General features: G+C 64.2%; 21 protein-coding genes and 1 pseudogene. 11 read left to right on the top strand and 11 right to left on the bottom strand.

The annotated features are described in order from the left end of the window. Nucleotides 1–12: 12 nt before the first annotated feature. From AWB78_RS14265 to mpl, 7 genes are all read right to left on the bottom strand, one after another. Nucleotides 13–999, bottom strand: a complete 987-nt coding sequence (locus AWB78_RS14265) for a 2-dehydro-3-deoxygalactonokinase (protein WP_082883311.1) — start codon at nt 997–999, stop codon at nt 13–15. Further along, nucleotides 996–1,940, bottom strand: coding sequence for an IclR family transcriptional regulator (locus tag AWB78_RS14260; protein ID WP_062605248.1), 945 nt, complete (start codon nt 1,938–1,940; stop codon nt 996–998). The genes AWB78_RS14265 and AWB78_RS14260 overlap by 4 nt, the downstream gene beginning before the upstream one ends. A 362-nt stretch (nt 1,941–2,302) precedes the next feature. Beyond that, nucleotides 2,303–3,052, bottom strand: a complete 750-nt coding sequence (mtgA, locus tag AWB78_RS14250; RefSeq protein ID WP_062605246.1) for a monofunctional biosynthetic peptidoglycan transglycosylase — start codon at nt 3,050–3,052, stop codon at nt 2,303–2,305. Then, complete coding sequence (aroE, locus tag AWB78_RS14245; RefSeq protein WP_062605245.1) at nt 3,052–3,900, bottom strand: shikimate dehydrogenase; 849 nt, start codon at nt 3,898–3,900, stop codon at nt 3,052–3,054. The genes mtgA and aroE overlap by 1 nt, the downstream gene beginning before the upstream one ends. Beyond that, nucleotides 3,897–5,972, bottom strand: a complete 2,076-nt coding sequence (locus AWB78_RS14240; protein ID WP_062605244.1) for a ribonuclease catalytic domain-containing protein — start codon at nt 5,970–5,972, stop codon at nt 3,897–3,899. Before AWB78_RS14240 ends, aroE begins: the two co-directional genes overlap by 4 nt. 82 nt (nt 5,973–6,054) lie before the next feature. Then, entirely contained in the window at nt 6,055–6,654 is a 600-nt protein-coding gene (locus AWB78_RS14235) for a YqiA/YcfP family alpha/beta fold hydrolase (RefSeq protein WP_062605243.1), read from the bottom strand. Continuing rightward, the gene (mpl, locus tag AWB78_RS14230; RefSeq protein WP_062605242.1) at nt 6,651–8,045 is read right to left on the bottom strand and encodes a UDP-N-acetylmuramate:L-alanyl-gamma-D-glutamyl-meso-diaminopimelate ligase; all 1,395 of its coding nucleotides are present in this window, start codon (nt 8,043–8,045) and stop codon (nt 6,651–6,653) included. Before mpl ends, AWB78_RS14235 begins: the two co-directional genes overlap by 4 nt. A gap of 202 nt (nt 8,046–8,247) precedes the next feature. Here mpl and AWB78_RS14225 point away from each other — a divergent pair, with 202 nt between their 5' ends. From AWB78_RS14225 to AWB78_RS14185, 10 genes are all read left to right on the top strand, one after another. Next, nucleotides 8,248–8,895 (top strand): hypothetical protein, encoded by a 648-nt coding sequence (locus AWB78_RS14225; protein WP_062605241.1) that lies wholly within the window; start codon nt 8,248–8,250, stop codon nt 8,893–8,895. An 18-nt stretch (nt 8,896–8,913) separates the two neighbouring features. Further along, nucleotides 8,914–9,453, top strand: coding sequence for a TlpA family protein disulfide reductase (locus AWB78_RS14220; protein ID WP_062605240.1), 540 nt, complete (start codon nt 8,914–8,916; stop codon nt 9,451–9,453). A gap of 206 nt (nt 9,454–9,659) precedes the next feature. Next, on the top strand, nt 9,660–9,929 hold the full coding sequence (locus AWB78_RS46505; RefSeq protein ID WP_157697510.1) for a hypothetical protein: 270 nt from the start codon (nt 9,660–9,662) through the stop codon (nt 9,927–9,929). A 75-nt stretch (nt 9,930–10,004) separates the two neighbouring features. Beyond that, complete coding sequence (gene accB / locus AWB78_RS14215; RefSeq protein ID WP_062605239.1) at nt 10,005–10,433, top strand: acetyl-CoA carboxylase biotin carboxyl carrier protein; 429 nt, start codon at nt 10,005–10,007, stop codon at nt 10,431–10,433. 151 nt (nt 10,434–10,584) lie between these two features. Further along, a complete protein-coding gene (accC, locus tag AWB78_RS14210; RefSeq protein ID WP_062605238.1) occupies nt 10,585–11,952 on the top strand; it encodes an acetyl-CoA carboxylase biotin carboxylase subunit in 1,368 nt (455 codons plus the stop codon). Between the two features lie 35 nt (nt 11,953–11,987). Further along, the gene (prmA, locus tag AWB78_RS14205) at nt 11,988–12,890 is read left to right on the top strand and encodes a 50S ribosomal protein L11 methyltransferase (RefSeq protein WP_062605237.1); all 903 of its coding nucleotides are present in this window, start codon (nt 11,988–11,990) and stop codon (nt 12,888–12,890) included. Nucleotides 12,891–12,940: 50 nt separating this feature from the next. Beyond that, nucleotides 12,941–14,317: a DUF3426 domain-containing protein gene (locus AWB78_RS14200; protein ID WP_062605236.1), complete on the top strand. Its 1,377-nt coding sequence runs from the start codon at nt 12,941–12,943 to the stop codon at nt 14,315–14,317. Nucleotides 14,318–14,435: 118 nt separating this feature from the next. Further along, entirely contained in the window at nt 14,436–14,936 is a 501-nt protein-coding gene (gene tpx / locus AWB78_RS14195) for a thiol peroxidase (protein WP_062605235.1), read from the top strand. 120 nt (nt 14,937–15,056) lie between these two features. Then, on the top strand, nt 15,057–15,995 hold the full coding sequence (locus tag AWB78_RS14190; RefSeq protein WP_062605234.1) for a carbohydrate kinase family protein: 939 nt from the start codon (nt 15,057–15,059) through the stop codon (nt 15,993–15,995). A gap of 17 nt (nt 15,996–16,012) precedes the next feature. Next, the gene (locus tag AWB78_RS14185; protein WP_062605233.1) at nt 16,013–16,492 is read left to right on the top strand and encodes an outer membrane lipoprotein; all 480 of its coding nucleotides are present in this window, start codon (nt 16,013–16,015) and stop codon (nt 16,490–16,492) included. Between the two features lie 246 nt (nt 16,493–16,738). On the opposite strand, the gene AWB78_RS43455 is transcribed toward AWB78_RS14185, so the two are convergent. The 4 genes and pseudogenes from AWB78_RS43455 to AWB78_RS14170 form a co-directional block, all read right to left on the bottom strand. After that, complete coding sequence (locus AWB78_RS43455; protein WP_074173444.1) at nt 16,739–17,422, bottom strand: histone H1-like DNA-binding protein; 684 nt, start codon at nt 17,420–17,422, stop codon at nt 16,739–16,741. A 31-nt stretch (nt 17,423–17,453) separates the two neighbouring features. Continuing rightward, nucleotides 17,454–17,781, bottom strand: a pseudogene (locus AWB78_RS48290) (hypothetical protein). Between the two features lie 103 nt (nt 17,782–17,884). Beyond that, nucleotides 17,885–19,138: a ribonucleotide-diphosphate reductase subunit beta gene (locus tag AWB78_RS14175; protein WP_062605231.1), complete on the bottom strand. Its 1,254-nt coding sequence runs from the start codon at nt 19,136–19,138 to the stop codon at nt 17,885–17,887. Between the two features lie 694 nt (nt 19,139–19,832). Continuing rightward, on the bottom strand, nt 19,833–20,045 hold the full coding sequence (locus tag AWB78_RS14170; RefSeq protein ID WP_035507762.1) for a DUF3820 family protein: 213 nt from the start codon (nt 20,043–20,045) through the stop codon (nt 19,833–19,835). Between the two features lie 122 nt (nt 20,046–20,167). On the opposite strand from AWB78_RS14170, the gene AWB78_RS14165 reads away from it, so the two are divergent. Then, entirely contained in the window at nt 20,168–21,565 is a 1,398-nt protein-coding gene (locus AWB78_RS14165) for an MFS transporter (RefSeq protein WP_062605230.1), read from the top strand. Nucleotides 21,566–21,733 lie beyond the last annotated feature (168 nt).

Below are 21,733 nucleotides of genomic sequence, written 5' to 3'. Positions count from 1 at the left end.
TTTCGCTCCTGTTCAGGCGGCGCGCACGGGCGCGTGAGGTTGCGGGACGAGCCCGGCCTGTGCGGCGATTCGGTAAAGGCCGCGCTCGGTGGCATGAGCGACCGTCGCGGCATCGTGGCAGCCGAAGCGCGCGAGCGCGGCGCGATAGCGGTCGCAGAGCGCATCGTTGCCGATCAAGCGCAGCGTTCTGCCCGTGAGCGACGACTGCTGGCGCGCGAGCACTTCGTTCAGCCCGCGCAATTCATGGCCGATCAACAGCCCCGACAGATAATCCGCCTGCTGCTCCGCCGATAGCTGGCCGGTCAGGCCGAGCGTGCGCGTGCTGAAGATCGTCGCGAGCACGCCGGGATGACCGGCATCGCGCGCGGTATCGACGCCGCGCTGGAAGGCCGCCTCATCGTGCGTCGCGCTCGGGTGCATCGTGCGGCCGAGAATCGTGTGATCGCGCAGCGCGCCGAAGGCCTCGCCCGTCATGAAGGTGTAGAAGCGCTCGATGCGCGCATCGCTCACGAACGCCCATTTCGCATGCGTGCCCGGCAAACCGATCAGCGCGCCGCCTTGTCCCTGAAGCGATGCATCGCTCGCGAGCGCGCCGAAGATCTGCGTTTCCTCGCCGCGCATCACGTTGGGGAGCGCGCCGCGCTCCAGCACGCCCGGCACGACATGCACCGTGACGCCGCGCGCTGTCTTCACGTTGACGATGCCCGCGACGAGCGCTTCCGCGCCAGCGGGCGTTTCCACATACGGCGCTTCGATCCAGCCCTGCGCGCTGCCGACCATGCCCGCTGCAATGACGGGCAGTTGCGCATGCACATCGAGCCATGCGCCGCAGGTTTCCTCGAACGCCTGATCGAAGCCGCCCGTTGGCAGCTTCATGATGCCCGCCGACGAGGCCCGCGTATCGAGCGCGAGGCCGTCGGCGCCGAGCAGATAGGCGCGCAAAGAGGTCGTGCCCCAGTCGAGCGCGATCAGTGCCGGCGTGGATGCGGATGATGTCATCGCTTGATCCTGCGCGATGCCTGCGGCGCACGCCAGCCGAGTTCCTCGGAGATCGAGCGCGCCTCGCGCTGCACGACCGGAATCAGCTCTTCCATGCGCTCATGCGGCATATAGGGAATCGTGCTCGCCACCGATAACGCCGCGACGATCGCGCCCGACGCATCGCGCACGGGCGCCGCGACGCAGCGGATCGACGCTTCGTTCTCTTCGAGATCGAAGGTGAAGCCGCCTTGCGAGTAGCGTGTCATGCGCTGTTGAAAGGTGTCGAAATCGGGACGGTTGTCCGGCTTGAAGCTCGTCTTCGCGAGCGCGCGGTGCGACGCTTCGAGCAGCTTCTTCCACGCGTTCGCTTCGAGGTCGAGCATCATCGCCTTGCCGATGCCGGTGGACGCGAGCGGCATGCGGTGGCCTACGCGCGAGCGCATCTCCAGCCCGCGCGTGCCGGGAATCTTGTCGATGTAGAGGACGTCGTCGCCGTCGCGCACGCCGAGGTGGATGGTGTCGTGCGTGTGATCGGCGAGCGCCTGCAAGTGCGGGCGCGCGACTGCGGTGAGCGGCATCTGCTCCAGCGCGATCGTGCCCAGCTCGATCAGCTTCGGCCCGAGCAGATACCCGCCCTGCACCTGCCGCAGATAGCGCGCCTGCACGAGCGAACTGACCAGCCGATGCGTCGTGCTGCGCGTCGTGCCGAGCGCCGCGCCGAACGCTCGCAGGTCGCGCGCGCCGTTCGCGGCGGCTTCGAGAATCGCGAGGCCGCGCAGCAGCGTCTGCGTGCCCGCCTGCTGCGGCGTGATGTCGACGAGCGCGCTCGGCAAGGCGATCGCGTCGGGATCGGGCGTGTGCTTCGAAGCCGTCGCGCCGTTGCTTTTTGCGCGCGGGCCGGCCGCGCGCGCGGATTGCGCTTCGGCGGCGTCCGTTTCGGGATTCTGGAGTTTGCTCATGGCACGGGCCTCCGGGCGGTCACGATGCGCGCCGGGCAGCGCATGCGGGCGCTGCCGCGCCTGTTGTCGAACCAGCGTGCGAATCGTGCGAATCGTGCAATGAGGCCCGCGAGCGCGGGCGAGCGATCGAATGCATCACGTGTCTCCTTGTTCTGGTCGTGCGCGCCGGAGGCTCTCTCGGTCGACGCGCGCATGTCCCGTTTTCGGGCTTGGTCGGATTGTAGTTCCGCCTCTCAAAATTATTCAATATGTGATCGCACTGTTCAGATAATGGGAAGAAGCCTGACAGCCGAAAGCATTCTGAAAACAAAAAAGCCCTGATAAATCAGGGCTTTGCATTGTTTAGCTTCGCAAACTAAATTTCATTGCGGCAGTTCCGCCGCCCCCATCCGGCGCGCGATGACACCCGCTCGCTGCGACAGATACGGCACGTTGCGATGATCGTCGAAATACTTGGGCCGCGGCAGCATCACGGCGAGCCGCGCGCTCTGCCAGGCGGTCAGCTTCGCCGCCGACGTCTTGTAGTAATAATGCGCGGCCGCTTCCGCGCCATAGACGCCGTTGCCCCACTCCACCGAATTCAGATAGATCTCGAAGATGCGTTCCTTGTCCATCCAGAATTCGAGCATCGCCGTGATGACGAGCTCCTGCGCCTTGCGGATATAACTCTTTTCGCGCGACAGGAAGAGATTGCGCGCGAGCTGCTGCGTGATGGTCGAACCGCCTCCGACGATCTTCCCGCGCGCCTTGTTCTTTTCCCACGCCTGAAGAATGGCGTCGGTTTCGTAGCCGTTGTTGTTGACGAAGTTGGAATCCTCGGACGCGATGATCGCGCGCTTCAGGTTGCGCGAAATCTGGTCGTACGGCACCCACGTGCGCTGCAGCGTGACGCCGGGATGCGTCTTCGCGAGCGTCCACGCATCGGCGCGCATGAACGCGGTCGGGCCGGGATTCACAACCGTCCAGATGCCGATCTGCGCGAAGAAATAGAGCTGCGTCGCGATGAACGCGATGCCGAGCACCGACACGCCATACGCGATCCAGCGCGCCGGTCCGAGCCGCACCGCTTTGTGCACGCGCGGCGTGCGGCTCCCGATCGGCGCGGTGGTCATCAGGCTTTCGCCGCCAGCATCTCGCGCAATTCGCGCAGCACCGCGCCGCCGTCCGGACGCACGCCGCGCCAGATGAAGAACGATTCGGCGGCCTGCTCGACGAGCATGCCGAGACCGTCCGATGCGCGCGCGCCGAGCTTCGACGCATGCTGCATGAAGACGGTCGCCTGCGCGCCGTACATCATGTCGTAGGCGAGCGTGCCCGCGCCGAACGCGCTGTCGTCGCAATCGGGCAAGGCGGCGTCGAGGCTGCCGGCGGTCGCGTTGACGATGACGTCGTAACGGCCCGGCTCCACGCTGTCCGCGCCGCCGCCCGAGAGGCGCACGCCGCATTCGGTTGCGTTCTGCGCGAACTGGTCGACGAGCTGATGCGCCTTCGCCGCCGTGCGGTTGACGATGGTGAGCGCAGCCGGCGCGCGATCGAAGATCGGCAGCACGACGCCGCGCGCGGCACCGCCCGCGCCGAGCAGCAGAATGCGCGCGCCCTTCAGACTCACGCCGAGATTCACTTCGATGTCGCGCACGAGCCCGAAACCGTCGGTGTTGTCGCCGCGCACGCCATCGGGGCCGAAAGCCAGCGTGTTCACCGCGCCCGCCGCCGCCGCGCGCGGCGACAGCGAATCCGCGAGCGCGTGCGCTTCGAGCTTGAACGGCACGGTGACGTTCATGCCGCGTCCGCCCGACGCGATGAACTGCTTCACTTCGCGGTCGAAGCCATCGAGCGGCCCGAGAATGCGGCCGTACTCGATCGGCTCGCCGGTCTGCTCGGCGAACTTCGCGTGAATCCACGGCGATTTGCTGTGCTCGATCGGATTGCCGATCACCGCGTATTGGTCTTTCTGGCTCATGATCCGGTCGGCTCGGTGGATTGCTTCGCGTCGCCGGACTGCTCCGGCTGCGGTTCGGTGGATGCTTCGGCGGACGCTTCGGCTTGCGCTTCCGCTTCGCTTTCGGCGGAAAGATCGGTCGTCTCGATGATTTCCTCTTCCGCTTCGTCTTCCTCGGCCGGCGCGCTCGCGGAAGGCGCGTCGATCACATGCAGCAGCCGGCACGACGCTTCGACCGTCAGCTCGTCGATCGACACGACTTCGAGCATCAGGCGCGTGCCGCGCGCATGCACGCCCAAACCGGGCACGTGCAGGATCAGCGGAATTTCTTCCAGACGCACGAGATCGTCCTTGATGACCGACGCCGGAACCTGCTTCTTGTTCTCCTGCTTCAGCCAGCGCAGGCACCAGAAATATTCCATGCGGCGCTGATGATCGGCGTAGGCGGTGTACGTATCGTCGAAGCCCTGCACGACGGCGAAGAGATCCGCGTCCTTCGGCTTGAACGGCGCGGCGAGCTTGGCCGTCACGCCGTGCTGCACGCACGCGAGCAGTTGCCACTGATTGACGAGGTCGACATACCGGCGCAGCGGCGACGTGCTCCACGCATATTGCGCAACGCCCAGACCTTCGTGCGGCGCGGGCGTCGTCTGCATGCGCGTGCGCTTCGGGCCCGGGCCGCCGAAGCCGCGCTGCGAGCGATAGATGCCCGGCACGCCGTGATCGTTGAGGAACGCACCCCACGACGAATTCGCGAGAATCGCGAGCTCCGCGACGATCAGATCGAGCGGCGATCCGCGACGGCGCGGCGTGATCGTGATGTGCTCGCCATCGACATAAAAGTTGAAGTCGTTGTTGCGCTGCACTTCGCGCTTCAGGCCGTACGTGGCGCGCGCCTGCTGACGCTTCTCGAAAAGCGCCTGCGCGAGCGGCCACAGCACCGCGATGTCTTCCTTGTGCGGATACTCGCCCGTGCCGGCGGCGAGGCTTTCCTCGGTGACGTGCTCGTCGAGATGGTTGTGACGCAGGTTGCTCTTCACGAACACGCGCTCGGCGCGCGTCTCGGTCGCGACGATGTCCTGCGTCTCGCGATTCACGATGATGTACAGCGACAGCGCCGGGCGCAGCCCGCCTTCGCCGAGCGTGAACACCTCGACGACGTTGTCGGGCAGCATCGTGATCTTGTCGCCGGGCATATAGACGGTCGACAGACGCCCGCGGGCGATCGCGTCGATGGCGTCGCCGCGCGCGATGCCGAGCGCCGGCGCCGCGATGTGGATGCCGATGCGCACGCGGCCATCGGAAAGATGCTCGACGGAGAAGGCGTCGTCGATTTCGGTCGTGGTGACGTCGTCGATGGAGAAGGCTTCGACGTCGGCTTCGGGCAAATCATCGGGCAACGCTTCCGGCTGCACCGACGGAAAGCCGATCCCATGCGGAAAGTACTCCGACAGAAACTTCGCTTCATGCAACTGACGCGGCGACGCGATGCCGCCGCATTCGAGCATGAGCCGCGCCTGCGAGATGCCGCGCGCCGCCGCCGCCGCTTCGAGCGCCTTGTATTCGATGGAATTCTTGTCCGGCTTCGTGAGCAGGCCGATCGCCTTGCCCTTCAGCGCCTCGGGCAGTTTGCCCGCCTTCAGTTCCTCTTCCCAGCCCTGCTGCACGAGCGCCTGCTGGCGCTTGCGCTCCAGCGAAGCGAGCGCCATCTGCAACTGCTCCTGCGGCGCGCGCTGATACTGGCCGCGCCCCTTGCGGCGGAAGTAGACCGGCGCGCCGTGCATGCGCAGGACGAGCGCCGCGCGCTCGGTCGGGCCGAACTTGTCGCCGAAATAATCCGCGCCGAGCGCGGCGAACGGAAACTCATCGTCGGGCGCACATTCCCACAGGAAGTCGAGATCGATTTCCTGCGCGATGGCATCGGCTTCCTGCATCAGGTCGCCGGCGGCGGGCTTGTCGAACTCGATCAGCACGTCTTTCGCGCGCACCTTCGCGCGCCGCCCGCCCGGCAACTCGACCTGGAACGCGTCGCCCTGCTTGGACAGCACCGATCCGGCCTTGAAACTACCCGATTCCTCGAAGAAAACGTTCACTCAATACTCTCGTAAAACGGTGGACCGGATCGCGCTCGGTTGCAGCACGCGCGCCGGTGGTTGAATGGGCTCGACGCCGGACTCACGCGACGGCCGGCGCGACGAGCGCGGGCGGCGCCTGATCGCAGAACGCGATGACATCGGCAAGATAGGCCGGAAAATCGCTGATCGCGTGATCGCCGCCCTGGATCAGCGTGGTCCGCACGCCGGGATAGTGGTCGAGCATCGTGCGGTAGTCGAGCACTTCGTCGCCCGTCGCCGCGATCAGATAGTAGCGCTCGGGCCGTGTGATCGACTCGACCGCGAGTTCGCGCAGTTCATCCAGATGCCGCGGCAGCACGGTGATACTGCCGCCGCCATGCCATAAAGGCTGCTCGCCGAGAAAGTGGCTCAGATCGCGCTGCGGCACGACGGCGGGATTGAGCAGCACCGCGCGCCAGCCGTGCTTTTCCGCGAGATACGTGGCGTAGTAGCCGCCGAGCGAGCTGCCGACGACGGTGACATCGCTCTTCTTTTCACCGGCCGCGACCGATTCCGCCAACGCGACGGCTTCGCCGGGCGAAACCGGCAGCGTCGGGCACTGCCATTCGCCGAGCCGCCCCAGTTCCGCGAGCCGCGCGTGCATCACGCGCGCCTTGAACGATTGGGGAGACGAGCGAAAGCCGTGCAGATAGAGAATCACGAATGTCCTCCGGCGTCACGCGCCGAGAGCGCGTCGAGCAGTTTCTGGTGGACGCCGCCGAAGCCGCCGTTGCTCATCACGAGCACGTGGTCGCCGGGACGCGCGGCGGCCGTGACCGCCTTCACCAGGGGTTCGATCTCGTTGAATGCCCGCGCCTTGTCGCCGAGCGGGCACAGCGCCTCGGCGAGATCCCAGCCGAGCTTGTCGCGGCCATCGCGCGCGCCGTAACCGAATACCAGATCCGCGCCCGCAAGACTCGCGGGCAACTGCGCCTTCATCGTGCCGAGCTTCATCGTGTTGGAGCGCGGCTCCAGCACGGCGAGGATGCGCGCGTCGCCGATGCGCGTCCGCAGTCCGGCGACGGTCGTATCGATCGCGGTGGGATGATGTGCGAAGTCGTCGTAGACAGTGACGCCGTCGACGCTGCCCTTCACTTCCATGCGCCGCTTGACGTTGCGGAAACCCGCTAGCGATTTGACCGACTGCGCCGCCGGCACGCCGACCGAGCGCGCCGCCGCGATCGCCGCGAGCGCGTTCATGCGATTGTGCTCGCCCTGCACCTCCCAGCCGACGACGCCCTGACGCTCGCCTTCCCAGTACACGGCGAACTGCTCGTCGACGGTTGCGCCTGCCTCGACGGGCAGCGCCTGCCAGCCGCCCTCGACGCCGAAGCGCTCGACGCCCGACCAGCAGCCGCGCGTGAGCACGCGCTCGAGCGCCGCCTCGCGCCCGTTCGTGACGATGCGCCCGACACCGGGCACCGTGCGCACGAGGTGATGAAATTGCGTTTCGATGGCGGCGAGATCGGGGAAGATATCGGCGTGATCGAATTCGAGATTGTTGAGCACGGCCGTGCGCGGCCGATAGTGAACGAACTTCGAGCGCTTGTCGAAGAACGCGGTGTCGTACTCGTCGGCTTCGATGACGAAGAAGCTCGAATCGGTCAGGCGCGCCGAAATGCCGAAGTTGAGCGGCACGCCGCCGATCAGGAAGCCCGGGTTCATGCCGGCGTCCTCGAGCAGCCACGCGAGCATGGAGCTCGTCGTCGTCTTGCCGTGCGTGCCGGCGACCGCGAGCACCCATTTGCCGTTCAGCACGTGCTCGCCGAGCCATTGCGGACCGGACGTATACGGCAGGCCGCGATCGAGGATGGCCTCCATCAGCGGATTGCCGCGGCTCACCACGTTGCCGATGACGAACAGATCCGGCTCGAGCGCGAGCTGCTCGACGCCATAACCTTCGATCAGCTCGATGCCCTGCGCTTCGAGCTGCGTGCTCATCGGCGGGTAGACGCCCGCGTCGCAGCCGGTGACCTTGTGGCCCGCTTCGCGCGCGAGAACCGCGAGCCCGCCCATGAAAGTGCCGCAGATGCCGAGGATGTGGATGTGCATAAAACGTGTCGCGCCGCGCGGGCGATTGAGATGCGGAAAACAGGGAACGGCGCCGTACGGGAGACCTTAGGGCAAACCCGTGCAGAAAGGCGCCTGAAGGCGCATATTGTAACCGAGCAGGCTAAGCGTTCTTTCGCCCGTGCAAGCGTGCGGAGCGCTGCCCCGAAAAGGGCCGTCCGACGTTATCTAGTATCATTCCGGCATGGTTCGCAAATCACATTTCGATCCGCAGCGCGTGCGCGAGGAAATCGCGATTGCGGCTGCGCGGATGATCGCCGAGGATGGCCTCGACTACTCCACCGCCAAGCGCAAGGCCGCGAAGCAGGTGGTCGGCGAGGCGAAGATCGGCGGCGAGTTCCTGCCCGATAACGACCAGATCGAAGAGGAAATCCGCGAGTATCAGGCGATTTTCCAGAGTGACAGCCAGCCGGCGGTGCTACGCCGCATGCGCGAAGTTGCGCTCGAATGGATGGAGCGGCTCAAGGCGTTCGGTCCTTATCTCACGGGCGCGGTGCTCAATGGCACGGCGGGCGAGCATTCGGATATTCATCTGCAATGCTTCTGCGACAATCCGAAGGAAGTCGCGATTTATCTGCTGAACGCGAACGTGCAGTACGACGTATCGGAGACGCGGCATTTCGCCGGGCGCGGCTACGTCGAGACGTTGAGTTTTCTGCATCGGTTGCCCGGCGAGGAGCCCATCGGCGTGCATATCGCGCTCTACGGCACCGACGACCTTCGCGGCGCCGTGCGCGCGGATGGCCGCGGCCGCCTCGCCCGCGCGAACGCAGCAGCCGTTCGCTCGCTCCTCGATCATCCCGATGCCCCGCCGCTCGAAATCGGCGGCTGATCTTTCTTCTGGACGCTCATGAAAAGCACACGCATTCTGGCGGCCCTCGTGGTCGCGGTCGCTGCGACCGTCGGCGGCTTCTACGCGGGACACGTGTTCACCGGCAGCGATACCGTGGCCGCGACCCAGGCGAGCGGGAACGCCGTGGATCAACTCTGGAAGTCGACGCCGCCCGGCGCCTCCGGCACCGCGCAACCGCTCGCCGCGTTCAAGGGCAAGCCGGTCGTGGTGAACTTCTGGGCGTCGTGGTGCGGGCCGTGCGTCAAGGAAATGCCGACGCTCTCCGCCATGCAGCGCGACTACGAGAAGAAGGGCGTCACGTTCATCGGGCTGGGGGTCGATAGTGAAAAGAACGTCAACGACTTCCTGAAGAAGGTGCCGGTCGGCTATCCCGTCTATGTCACCGGATTCGGGGGCGCGGATCTTGCGCGCAGCTTCGGCAATAATGCGGGGGGCCTGCCGTTCACCGTCGTCATCGACGCGAAGGGCCAGGTTCGCTCGACAAAATTGGGCGAGGTCGATCCGGCCGAGCTGAAACACACGCTCGACAGCCTGTAATAATTCGATGTTCATAGACAGCGAATTGCGCTAAGTAAGCGGCGAGTTAGAGCGACAAACGCCGATCTTGCGGCAAGATCGGCTAACCGAACCGGGTAAGGCGGTAATTTGTCCCGCCATTTCAGATTGGTCCGCACGGTAAAACTAGACAAAATTCTCTAAATGGCGCTAAAGTGCGCCGAATTCCGCACAACCCGAAGCGACCCATGACTACTCTGCCGGTGCCACGAGGCTACCTTGCCGCCGAGACCGACATCCGGAAAACCGGTGTCGGCCTGGGCGGGGCATCCGCAGCAGTCAGGCGCGTGCAGTTCGGGCGCGCGCTTCAAAGCGACCACGCCGATGCGTTCGACATGAACGCCCGCGGCGTGCCGACCGATTCTGCCGCCGTAGTTGCCGCCGGCGCATGCACGGGCGCGGCAGTGCGCTGCGGGCGCGCGCGCGTCGGACGGCTGGCCGCGCCGGCTCGCGGCTGAGCAGTCAGAACACCCACAAATCAAGTCAAGTGCCGGGCCAATCCCGGTCTCCAAGTATTGAAAGGGGATTTTTCGATGGACCTTCGTAAACTGAAAACGCTGATCGACCTCGTCTCGGAATCCGGCATCTCGGAGCTGGAAGTGACGGAAGGCGAAGGCAAGGTTCGCATCGTCAAGAACGCAGCGCCGGTCTACATGCAGGCACCGCAGCAATACGCGCCGCAAATGCAGGCGCCGGCCGCGCCCGCCGGCGCCGCCTTGCCGCAAGGTCACATCGTGACCTCGCCGATGGTCGGCTCGTTCTACCGCGCGCCGTCGCCGGGCGCGGACCCCTTCATCCAGGTCGGCGATACGGTCAAGGAAGGCCAGACGCTCTGCATCATCGAAGCGATGAAGCTCTTGAACGAAATCGAATCGGACAAGGCCGGCGTCGTGAAGGAAATCCTCGTCGAGAACGGCCAGGCGGTCGAGTACGGCCAGCCGCTCTTCGTGATCGGCGACTAAAGGCGCATCGGACCGTGCCGCGGATGCGCCTCGCCGCCGCCGCCCGGCTTCACGCGCTGGCGCGCTTCGTGCGGCATCGATCCGTCGAAGCGCGCCGCCGATTGGATCCCCGAGGGCCGCTCGCGCGAGCCCGTTGATGAGCCGACCCACTATGTTTGAAAAAATTCTCATTGCGAACCGCGGCGAAATCGCGCTTCGCATCCAGCGCGCGTGCCGCGAACTGGGCGTCAAGACAGTCGTCGTCTATTCGGAAGCCGACAAGGAAGCGAAGTACGTCAGGCTGGCCGACGAAGCCGTGTGCATCGGACCGGCGCCTTCGAATCTCTCGTACCTGAACATGCCGGCGCTCATCAGCGCGGCCGAAGTCACCGATGCCGAAGCCATCCACCCCGGCTACGGCTTCCTCTCCGAGAACGCGGATTTCGCCGAGCGCGTCGAGCAATCGGGCTTCACGTTCATCGGCCCGCGTCCCGAAACGATTCGCCTGATGGGCGACAAGGTCACCGCGAAGCAGACGATGATCAAGACCGGCGTGCCGTGCGTGCCGGGCTCGGAAGGCGCGTTGCCGGACGATCCGCGCGAGATCGTGAAGATTGCGCGCACGATCGGCTACCCGGTCATCATCAAGGCGGCGGGCGGCGGCGGCGGCCGCGGCATGCGCGTGGTGCACACGGAAGCGGCGCTCGTCAACGCGGTCAACATGACGCGCGAAGAAGCGGGCCGCGCCTTCGGCAACCCGCAGGTCTACATGGAGAAGTTTCTCGAGAACCCGCGTCACATCGAGATCCAGGTGTTGTCGGATTCGTTCCGCAACGCGATTTGGCTCGGTGAGCGCGACTGCTCGATGCAGCGCCGTCACCAGAAGGTGATCGAGGAAGCGCCGGCGCCGGGCATTGCGCGGCGGCTGATCGAGCGCATCGGCGACCGCTGCGCCGACGCGTGCAAGAAGATGGGCTATCTCGGCGCGGGCACCTTCGAGTTCCTGTACGAGAACGGCGAGTTCTACTTCATCGAGATGAACACGCGCGTGCAGGTGGAGCATCCGGTGACGGAGCTCATCACGGGCGTCGATATCGTGCAGGAGCAGATCCGCATCGCGGCCGGCGAGAAGCTTTCGATCCGCCAGAAGGACATCGTGTTCCGCGGCCACGCGATCGAATGCCGTATCAACGCGGAAGATCCGTTCAAGTTCACGCCGTCGCCGGGACGCATCACGTCGTGGCACACGCCGGGCGGTCCGGGCATCCGCGTCGATTCGCACGCTTACGCCAGCTACTTCGTCCCGCCGAACTACGATTCGATGATCGGCAAGCTGATCGCCTACGGCGAAACGCGCGACCAGGCCATCAACCGCATGCGCATCGCGCTGTCGGAAATGGTCGTGGAAGGCATCTCGACCAACATCCCGCTGCATCGCGAGATGATGATCGACGCGAAGTTCGTCGAAGGCGGCACGAGCATCCACTATCTCGAGAACAAGCTCGCCGCGCGTCAGGCGGCTGTTGCCGAAGAGTCCTGAAGCACGCTTCAAGTTGCATTGAGCAGGGAAAGAGCATGAGTTACCGGGAACTGATCGCCGAACTGGATCGCGAGCACGCGGAAGCGCTGTCGGACGCGCTGCTTGAAGTCGGCGCATTGTCGGTGTCCGTCGAGGACGCCGACGCCGACACGCCCGACGAGCAGCCGCTCTTCGGCGAGCCGGGGCTCGTGCCCGAAAAGAGCGCGTGGAATCGCTCGCGCGTCGTCGCGCTGCTCGCCGAGGATGCCGACGCGGCCGTGTTGCTCACGGCCGCGGCGAACGAAATCGGCTTGCAGCACGCGCCGTCGTTCACGGTGCGCGAAGTCGAGGAGCAGGATTGGGTGCGCCTCACGCAGGCGCAGTTCGATCCGATTTCCATCGGCGAGCGCATCTGGGTCGTGCCCTCGTGGCACGACGCCCCCGATCCGGACGCGCTCGTGCTCGAACTCGATCCGGGCCTCGCATTCGGCACCGGCAGCCATCCGACCACGCGTCTGTGCATGGAGTGGCTTGAGCAATCGGTGAAACCGGGGCAATCGTTGCTCGATTACGGCTGCGGCTCGGGCATCCTCGCGATTCTCGCGAAGAAGTGCGGCGCGGATCCGGTCGTCGGCATCGACATCGATCCGCAGGCGGTCGAGTCGGCGCGTCAGAACAGCGAGCGCAATCGCGCGGACGTGACCTACGGTTTGCCCGACGCGTGTCCCGCCGGCGAGTTCGATATCGTCGTCGCGAACATCCTCTCGAATCCGCTCAAGCTGATGGCGTCGATGCTCGCCGCAAAGGTGAAACCGGGCGGCAGAATCGCGCTGTCGGGCGTGCTCGCGCGGCAGGCGGACGAGGTCGCGGCGGTCTATGCCAAGTGGATCGACATCAGCGTCTGGCGCGAGCACGAAGGCTGGGTGTGCCTTGCGGGAACCCGGCGCGAAAGCCTTTAGAATAGCGCCATCCTCCACGATCAGGCCGTCAGGCCAACGGCACTTCTTATATGGCGCTGGCAACCCGCTGCCCCCACTGCGAAACCGTATTCAAACTCGACCCGCATCTGCTCGCGCCGCATGACGGCCGCGTGCGCTGCGGACACTGCCAGGAAGTTTTCGACGCCGCGCATCATCGCTTCGAGCTGCCCGATGAACCGGCCGCGGCTGGCATCGCCCAGCATGCCGCAATCATCGACGATGAAGCCGCCGTCGGTCCCTCGACCGGTTCGGGCGCGGGTGCCCCGCCCTCCGCCGATGTTCCCGCCCCGCCCGACGCACCGTTGAAGCCGCGGCCGTTCGCGCCGCGCAATCTCGATCTCGGCGCGACGGGTCCGGCAAGACTTGCGGATGCGCCTTCGCCCGCCGCGAGCACGAGTCCGGGCGAAGACAGCGAACGCACGGTCTACGCCGACTCTCCCGCATTCGCGAGCCCGTCGGCGCCACCGCGCTCAGCGCCGCCGCGCGCCGAAGCATCGCAGGCAGCGCCGTCCGATGCGGCGAACGAGCCCTCCGCGCTGCCCTCCGAACCGGCTCGCCTGAAGCAGTTCATCCGCGTGGGCGCGCCGCACGCCGATGCCGCGAATTCCGCGCAAGGCGGCGCCCATATGCCGCTCGGCGAACCGCCCCCGCCGCCGTTCATCGGCCCTGTCGACGATCGCGCCGAGCCGTTCATCGGACCGCTTCGTGATCCGGACGCGCCGCCCCCGCGCCCCGTGCCGCCGCCGGCCGCATCCGCATGGCGCGACGACGACGAACCCGGCTTCAGCGGCAAACCGCCCCCCGGCGCCCATGCCGGCCCTCGTCGCACGAGCGCGAACGAAGCGTTTCCGGTCATCCGCGAATCGCGCGCGCCTGCGCGTGCCGCTGCTTCTGCGGGTGTCGGTGCCGGTGCGTTTGCCGGTGCCAGCAAGGGCAAGCGCATCGTAGGCATTGTCGTCGCCGTGCTGCTGGCGTTGCTGTTGCTCGTGCAGCTCGCATGGTGGCAACGCGAAACCGTGATGGTCATCGTGCCCGGCTCGCATGCGCTCTATTCGCAAGCCTGCGAGCAGATCGGCTGCACGATCTCGCCGCCGCGCGACATCGACGGATTGCAGATCGAGAGCTCCGGCCTGCGTCAGGTGGACGGCCCTCACAAGCTCGAATTGAAGCTGCAGCTGCGCAATCGGCTGGATGTCGCGCTCGCGTATCCGGCGCTCGAACTCACGCTGCTCGACGACAAGAACAACGTCGCCATTCGGCGCGTGCTCTGGCCGCAGGATTACGCGCGACCGGGTACGATATTCGCCATCGGCCTGCCGCCGCAGAGCGCGCAGCCGGTCGTCGTCCGGCTGGATACCGGCGACGCGGTCGCCGCGAATTACCGGGTTCAGGTCTTTTACCCGTGATGACGGACGGGCGCGCGAACGCCGCCTGTCCCTATTCCATACGACGCGCGTAACGGCCCTCGCGGCTCAGGCACGCGCGATTTTCCCGTCAGCATCTGACAATTCTCTGGAGCGCAACATGAGTCAAGTTACCCTCGGCGGCAATCCCATCGACGTCAGCGGCACCTTTCCGGGCGCAGGGCAGCAGGCACCCGAATTCACGCTCGTCGGCACGGATCTCGGCGACGTCAAGCTCGCGAACTTCGCGGGCAAGCGCAAGGTGCTGAACATCGTGCCGAGCCTCGACACGCCGACCTGCGCCACCTCGACGCGCAAGTTCAACGAAGCCGCCGGCAAGCTGGACAACACCGTGGTCGTGGTCGTCTCGGGCGATCTGCCGTTCGCGATGAAGCGCTTCTGCTCGACTGAAGGCATCGAGAACGTGACGTCGGCATCGACCTTCCGCGGCCATGAATTCGCGCAGGCCTATGGCGTCGACATCACCAGCGGCCCGCTGCGCGGTCTGACGGCGCGCGCCGTCGTCGTGCTGGACGAGAACAACAAGGTGCTGCATTCGGAACTGGTGTCGGAAATCAAGCAGGAACCGAACTACGACGCAGCGCTCGCCGCACTGAAGTAATTCCTCGCGCGGACCGCTGTTTCGCGAAAGCGGTCCGCGCATACGAGGCGCGGTGAATCGCTCGCCGCGCGCCGTATGCGCATTCTCTTATCCCGGATCCCCACGTAAAGGACGTTCGCCTTGGCTACGCTCATCTGCGGCTCGCTCGCCTACGACAACATCATGACTTTCCAGGGCCGCTTCGGCGACCACATCCTGCCGGACCAGGTGCATATGCTGAACATCAGCTTCCTGGTGCCGACGATGCGGCGCAACTTCGGCGGCTGCGCGGGCAACATCGCCTATGCGCTCAAGCTGCTCGGCGGCGATCCGAAGATCATGGCGACGCTCGGCGCGGCCGATTCGCAACTCTACGTCGACCGTCTCGATGCGCTGGGTTTGTCGAAGGAATACGTGCGCGTGCTACCGGACCAGCACTCCGCGCAGTGTTTCATCACGACCGACCTCTCGAACAATCAGATCACCGCGTTCCATCCCGGCGCGATGATGGAATCGCACCTGAACCGCGCCGATGAAGCGCAAGGCATCTCGCTCGGTATCGTCGCGCCGGACGGTGCTCAGGGCATGCGCGAACACGCCGAAGGCCTGGCTCGCGCGGGCGTGCCTTTCGTGTTCGATCCGGGCCAGGGCTTGCCTATTTTGGAAAGCGTGGAACTTCGTCGCATGATTGAACTCGCCACCTACGTGGCGGTCAACGATTACGAAGCCAAGTTGTTGAGCAACAAGACCGGCTGGTCGATCGAAGACATCAAGAGCCGCGTCGATGCCCTCGTGGTGACGCGTGGCGAACACGGCGCGCAGATCTATCATGAAGATGGCGTGCTCGAAGTGCCCTCCGTGAAAGCGCGTCAGGTGGTCGACCCGACCGGCTGCGGGGACGCATTCCGCGGCGGCCTGCTGTACGGCATCGAAAACAAGCTTGGCTGGGAGAAAACGGGTCGTCTCGCGAGTCTGATGGGTTCGCTGAAAATCGAACATCAGGGGCCGCAAACCTACGCGCCGACGCGCGCCGAAATCGAAGAGCGTTTCAAGCAGGCTTTCGGAACCAGCCTGTTCTGAGTGACTGGAGTAAAGGAATGAAAACGGTAAGTCGTATCGCGCTGGCCATGGCGCTCGTCGGCTCGGTGGCGCTGACGGGCTGCGCGTACAACAGCAGCTCTTCGGACGTCTACACGGCGTCGCAGGCGCAGCGCGAGGAAACGGTGCGCATGGCAACCGTCGAAAGCGTGCGCGGCGTGAAGATCAGTTCGAACAACGGCCAGCCGACGGGCCTCGGCACCATCGGCGGCGGCGCACTGGGCGGCGTCGCGGCGGCGAGCGCGATCGGCGGCGGCAATGGCTCGATCATCGCGGGCATCATCGGCGGTCTTGCCGGTGCAGTCGCGGGCAATGCGGTCGAGAACAGCGTCGCGATGAAGAACGGGCTCGAGATCACGGTCCGCCTCGAAAACGGCGACCTGCGCGCCATCACGCAAACTGCGAACGGCGAAGTGTTTCAGGCGGGCGAGCGAGTCCGTCTGTTGTCGAGCGGCGGCGTCACGCGCGTTACTCACTGACCGATTCAACTGAGGATTAGGCGTAGCGTCTCAACGCGAGCGTCGTTCCGACAAAAGCGCATGTATCGAAAGATGCATGCGCTTTTTCATTGGCGCACGGATTCGAGTGACACACGCTCGATGAAATTCGTTGGCCGAAACGAAAAACCCGCCGCCAGGTTGCCCCGGCGACGGGTTCAGGCCGGGTAGGATTACCCGGACTAAGGGCACAGCGCACTGTGCCTGGATGCTGCGTACTGCGAGCGCTTACGGACGGCTGCCCGTCGGGAACGGCCATGCTGCAGCCGGGTTCAACGCCGTCTTGACCGCAGCGGCCGGAGCCGGAGCAGGCGCCGAAACGGTCGTTGCCGTCGTTGCGGGAGCGGCGGCCGTGGTCTTCTTCGCAGCAGCGGCCTTCTTGGCCGGAGCTTTCTTCGCGGGGGCCTTTTTCGCAGCGGGAGCAGGCGCAGCGGCTGCGGTCTTCGCAGCAGCCTTTTTCGCGGGAGCCTTTTTCGCAGCGGCCTTCTTCGCAGGCGCCTTCTTCGCGGCGGCCTTCTTCGCAGGCGCCTTCTTCGCGGCGGCCTTCTTCGCAGGCGCCTTCTTGGCAGCAACCTTCTTCGCCGCTACCTTCTTGGCTGCGACTTTCTTCGCCGCTGCTTTCTTCGCAGGCGCCTTCTTCGCCGCGACCTTCTTTGCTGCTACTTTCTTCGCGGCCACTTTCTTTGCAGCGACCTTCTTCGCCGCTACCTTCTTCGCCGCGACTTTCTTGGTTGCCACTTTCTTCGCTGCAACCTTCTTCGCTGCGACCTTCTTCGCTGCTACTTTCTTCGCTGCAACCTTCTTCACAGCGACCTTCTTGGCGGCAACCTTCTTCGCCGGAGCGGCCTTCTTGGCGGTGACTTTCTTCGCTGCAGCCTTCTTCGCCGCGGGTTTTTTCTTGGCAACTGCCATGGTTTTTCTCCTTCAGGTTTTCAGATGAGAGTCAGTTCAAACAACACCCTTCGTCAAAACCCGCTTCCCACGCGTCGCCTCTCACAGCGCACGCTACGAAGCGGATTATTCATCGGCGTACGCTGATCCCACCTGCTTACGCTAATGAATACGGCAAGGCGCGCCGTGCCCCGAGGCACCGCGCGCCAAATTGAGTCAGCACCACGTATTCGCGGCGCCGGCCATCGCTTGATCGAGCCAGCGAGCTTGCCGCTGGCATTTTCCGGGGGGAAGTTTGCCCATCCCTTTTCAGGGATCGCAAAACGCCTGTCTTCTATTCGAGCCACTTGGCCCGCCAAGTCAGTAGGCGCACTTTGCATCAGGCGACCGTTCTCCTAAACCTTGTCGGTCAGGCGCGCGTGAGCGACACGCTGCTGCCTGATCGTCCCATCGATTTCGTCTGCAACACGTCCTGGATTTTTATTATTCCCAGGTCAGCGCGCCGCCGGTTTGATACTCAATCACGCGTGTCTCGAAGAAGTTGCGTTCCTTCTTCAAGTCGATCATTTCGCTCATCCACGGGAACGGGTTTTCCTCGTTCGGGAAGAGCGGGTCAAGTCCGATCTGCTGGCAACGCCGGTTGCAGATGAACCGCAAGTAGCTCTTGAACATCGACGCATTCAGGCCGAGAACCCCGCGCGGCATGGTGTCTTCAGCGTAACGATACTCAAGATCGACAGCCTGCTTGAAGAGCTCGCGGATCTCGGCCTTGAACTCGGCGGTCCACAGTTGCGGCTCTTCCAGCTTGATCTGGTTGATGAGGTCGATGCCGAAGTTGCAGTGCATCGATTCATCGCGGAGGATGTACTGGTACTGCTCCGCCGCGCCCGTCATCTTGTTCTGGCGACCCAGCGCCAGAATCTGCGTGAAGCCTACATAGAAGAACAGGCCTTCCATGATGCAGGCGAACACGATCAACGACTTCAGCAATTTCTGGTCCGCTTCCAGCGTGCCGGTAGTGAAGGCCGGGTCCGTCAGCGTATTGATGAACGGGATGAGGAACTCGTCCTTGTCACGGATCGACTTGACTTCGTGATACGCGTTGAAGATCTCGCTTTCATCGAGACCCAGCGATTCGACGATGTACTGGTACGCGTGCGTGTGGATCGCCTCTTCGAACGCCTGGCGCAGCAGGAACTGGCGGCACTCCGGAGCGGTGATGTGACGGTACGTGCCGAGCACGATGTTGTTCGCGGCGAGCGAGTCCGCCGTGACGAAGAAGCCGAGGTTGCGCTTGACGATGCGGCGCTCGTCGTCCGACAGACCGTTCGGGTCTTTCCACAGGGCGATGTCGCGCGACATGTTCACTTCCTGCGGCATCCAGTGGTTCGCGCAGCCGGCGAGGTACTTCTCCCACGCCCACTTGTACTTGAACGGGACGAGCTGATTGACGTCCGTCTTGCCGTTGATGATGCGCTTGTCGGCGACATTGACACGCGCTTCGCTCTGCGCGGCGATCGCGCCGGCCGATGGCGTCGCGGCTGCGGGCGGAACGAAACCATCGGAGAAGATGTTCGTCGTGTTCGCCTGAGCGGTCTGATGGGCAGCTTGATGAGCGTGCGCAACTTGCGTTGCACTCTGCGTACCGAAAGTCGTGCCTTGAGCGTGACGCAACGCGTTCTGTTGCGAAGCGCTCGAGGGAGCTACGGCAGTGGTCTCGTCATCCCAGTTGAGCATAAATTCTCACCATCAATTTAGATCGGTTTGTACCATCTTTTCATGAGCGATAAAAGAGTTTGCTCATGAAAATTCTCGTTTTCATGCGATTTAGATTCGACGTTGCTACCTGCATACAACACTTGGCTCGCTGCTGTGTGCGTGAAGCGCGATGCGAGAGCTGTTGAATCGTGTGTGAAGCGGTCCTGATCGTGTGACTCCGAAGGCATCGCAACGTGCTTGCGACTGACTTCATCGATGCCTTGGAAGCCTTGCCGCATAAGGCTTGGCGGCCGACGCACGATGCATGATGCGAAGCGCGGCGCGCTTCACCGCAAGCATCGACTCGACGATCAGCGTGCGATCTCGAACATATCGAAGCGTGACTCGCTTCGGTCATCGATCGCTGTCTCTCGATGACACTCGATGCGATGCGAAACATGCGTCGTGAAGCGATGGACTTGCTACCTTCGCTCGCTCTCTTCGATGACCTTCGATGCGTGTCATCGAACACATGCCGCGCCACTCGAAGACCAAGCGCGCGGACATGCTGAACCGCGCTCTACTGCCTGCTGCATGCTTCGAATTCGTTGCCGAAGTTTAGCATTTGATGTCTCGCATTTCCACAATATCTTGTGCACTCGAATCTTGTCGATACAACCTATAGCGTGTAAACGCAACGGCTCGTTTTAGGGCGAAACGCGCTTCCGCGGCCTCATCGGCCGCGCAAAGGATCGAGCAGCGAGCGCAGGTTGTTGTGATCGATCTCGTGCATCAACGCGAGCAGCTTGCCGAGCTTGCCCTCTGGAAAACCCTCACGCGCGAACCACGCGAGATAGTGACCAGGCAGATCGGCGATGAGCCTGTCCTTGTACTTGCCATAGGGCATCGTCTGCGTGACGAGACGTTGCAGGTCCTGCGGATCCATCGCTTCTTCACTCCTCGTTCAATGTTCATCGCACCACGCAATGCGCGTCGATCACTCAGCGACTGCTCCATATCGATGCCATAATCGCCGCTCTTGCCGCCAAGAGTTGATCGCGATTCACCATGCCGCTTGCCGTCAAAGCTTTCATTGCCCCTCTCATCGTCGCGTGTGCGATGTTCATGGAAAGCGTCGACGCCAATGTCATCGTCACCGCGATTCCCGAAATGGCGCGCGCCTTTGGACGCGATCCCGTCACGTTGAAGGTCGCCGTCACGAGCTATGTGCTCGGGCTCGGCGTCTTCATTCCGATCTGCGGCTGGGTCGCCGACCGCTTCGGCGCACGCGCCGTGTTCCGCACGGCCATCGGCGTGTTCGTCGTCGGCTCGCTGCTCTGCGCGGCCTCCACGTCGCTCGGCCCTTTCACCGTCGCGCGCTTCATCCAGGGCGTCGGCGGCGCGATGATGGTGCCCGTCGGCCGCATCATCATCTTCCGCTCGGTGCGTCGCTCGGAGTTCATTCGCGCGATGAACTATCTCTCGGTGCCCGCAATGCTCGGACCAGCGGTCGGACCGCTGCTCGGCGGCTTCATCACCACCTACCTGCACTGGCGCCTGATCTTCTTCATCAACATCCCGATCGGCATCGCCGGTATCTGGCTGACCAACCGCTACATCGCCAACTCGCACGAGGAGCATCCGGGCCGGCTCGACTGGTTTGGCTTCTTCCTCTCGGCGAGCGCCGGCGTGTTGCTGATGCTCGGTCTCTCGCTCGTCGGCGGTGAACTGATTCCTCAGGGCACGGCCTACGCGATGTGCGCAGCCGGCGCGCTGCTGGTCATGCTGTACTGCGTCCACGCGCGCCGCGCGGAGAAGCCGCTGCTCGACCTGCGCTTCTTCCGCGTGCCGACGTTTCAGGCGAGCGTGCTCGGCGGCTCGATGTTTCGCATCGGGCTCGGCGCCGTGCCGTTCCTTCTGCCGCTCGCGCTGCAGGAAGGTCTCGGCATGACTGCGTTCAAGTCCGGCGCGATCACCTGCGCGTCCGCGTTCGGCGGCATGTTCATGCGCTCGCTCGCATCGCGCGTGCTGCATCGCTTCGGCTTCCGTCAGACGCTCTTCTACAACGCGGCGCTGTCGGGCATCGCTATCGCGGCATGCGGCGCGTTCTTTCCCGGCACCCCGACGTGGGTGATCTGGGCCGTCGTGCTGCTCGGCGGCTTCTTTCCCGCGTTGCAGTTCACGAGTCTCAACTCGCTTGCGTATGCGGAGATCGAAACACGCGATGTCGGCCGCGCGACGAGTCTCGCGAGCTTCGTGCAGCAGGTGTCGCTTGGTCTCGGCGTGACCGTCGCGGGGATTACGCTCGAGCTCTCGCAATATCTGAACGGTCATGCGAGCGTGCAATGGTCCGACTTCTGGCCCGCGTTCGTCGTCGTTGGGTTGTTCTCGTTTCTTTCGATGCCGATTACTGCGCGGCTTGCGCATGATGCTGGAACCGAGATTTCGCGTGGCACGCGGGGGTGAGGTTTGATGCTGCCTCTGGGGCGGGTGTCCCTGCGTGCGCTTTCATGAAATCCTGTTTTCTTAGTGGTCTATTAGCGTTGCCCCTGTGCGTGGCGGCAGTCACTTTCTTTGCTGCTGCAAAGAAAGTAACCAAAGAAACAGCTATCCCCATCCAAAGTACTTCACACC

This window comes from Caballeronia calidae (genome assembly GCF_900044055.2).
GTDB lineage: Bacteria > Pseudomonadota > Gammaproteobacteria > Burkholderiales > Burkholderiaceae > Caballeronia > Caballeronia calidae.
This window is presented reverse-complemented; position numbering and strand designations above follow the sequence as displayed.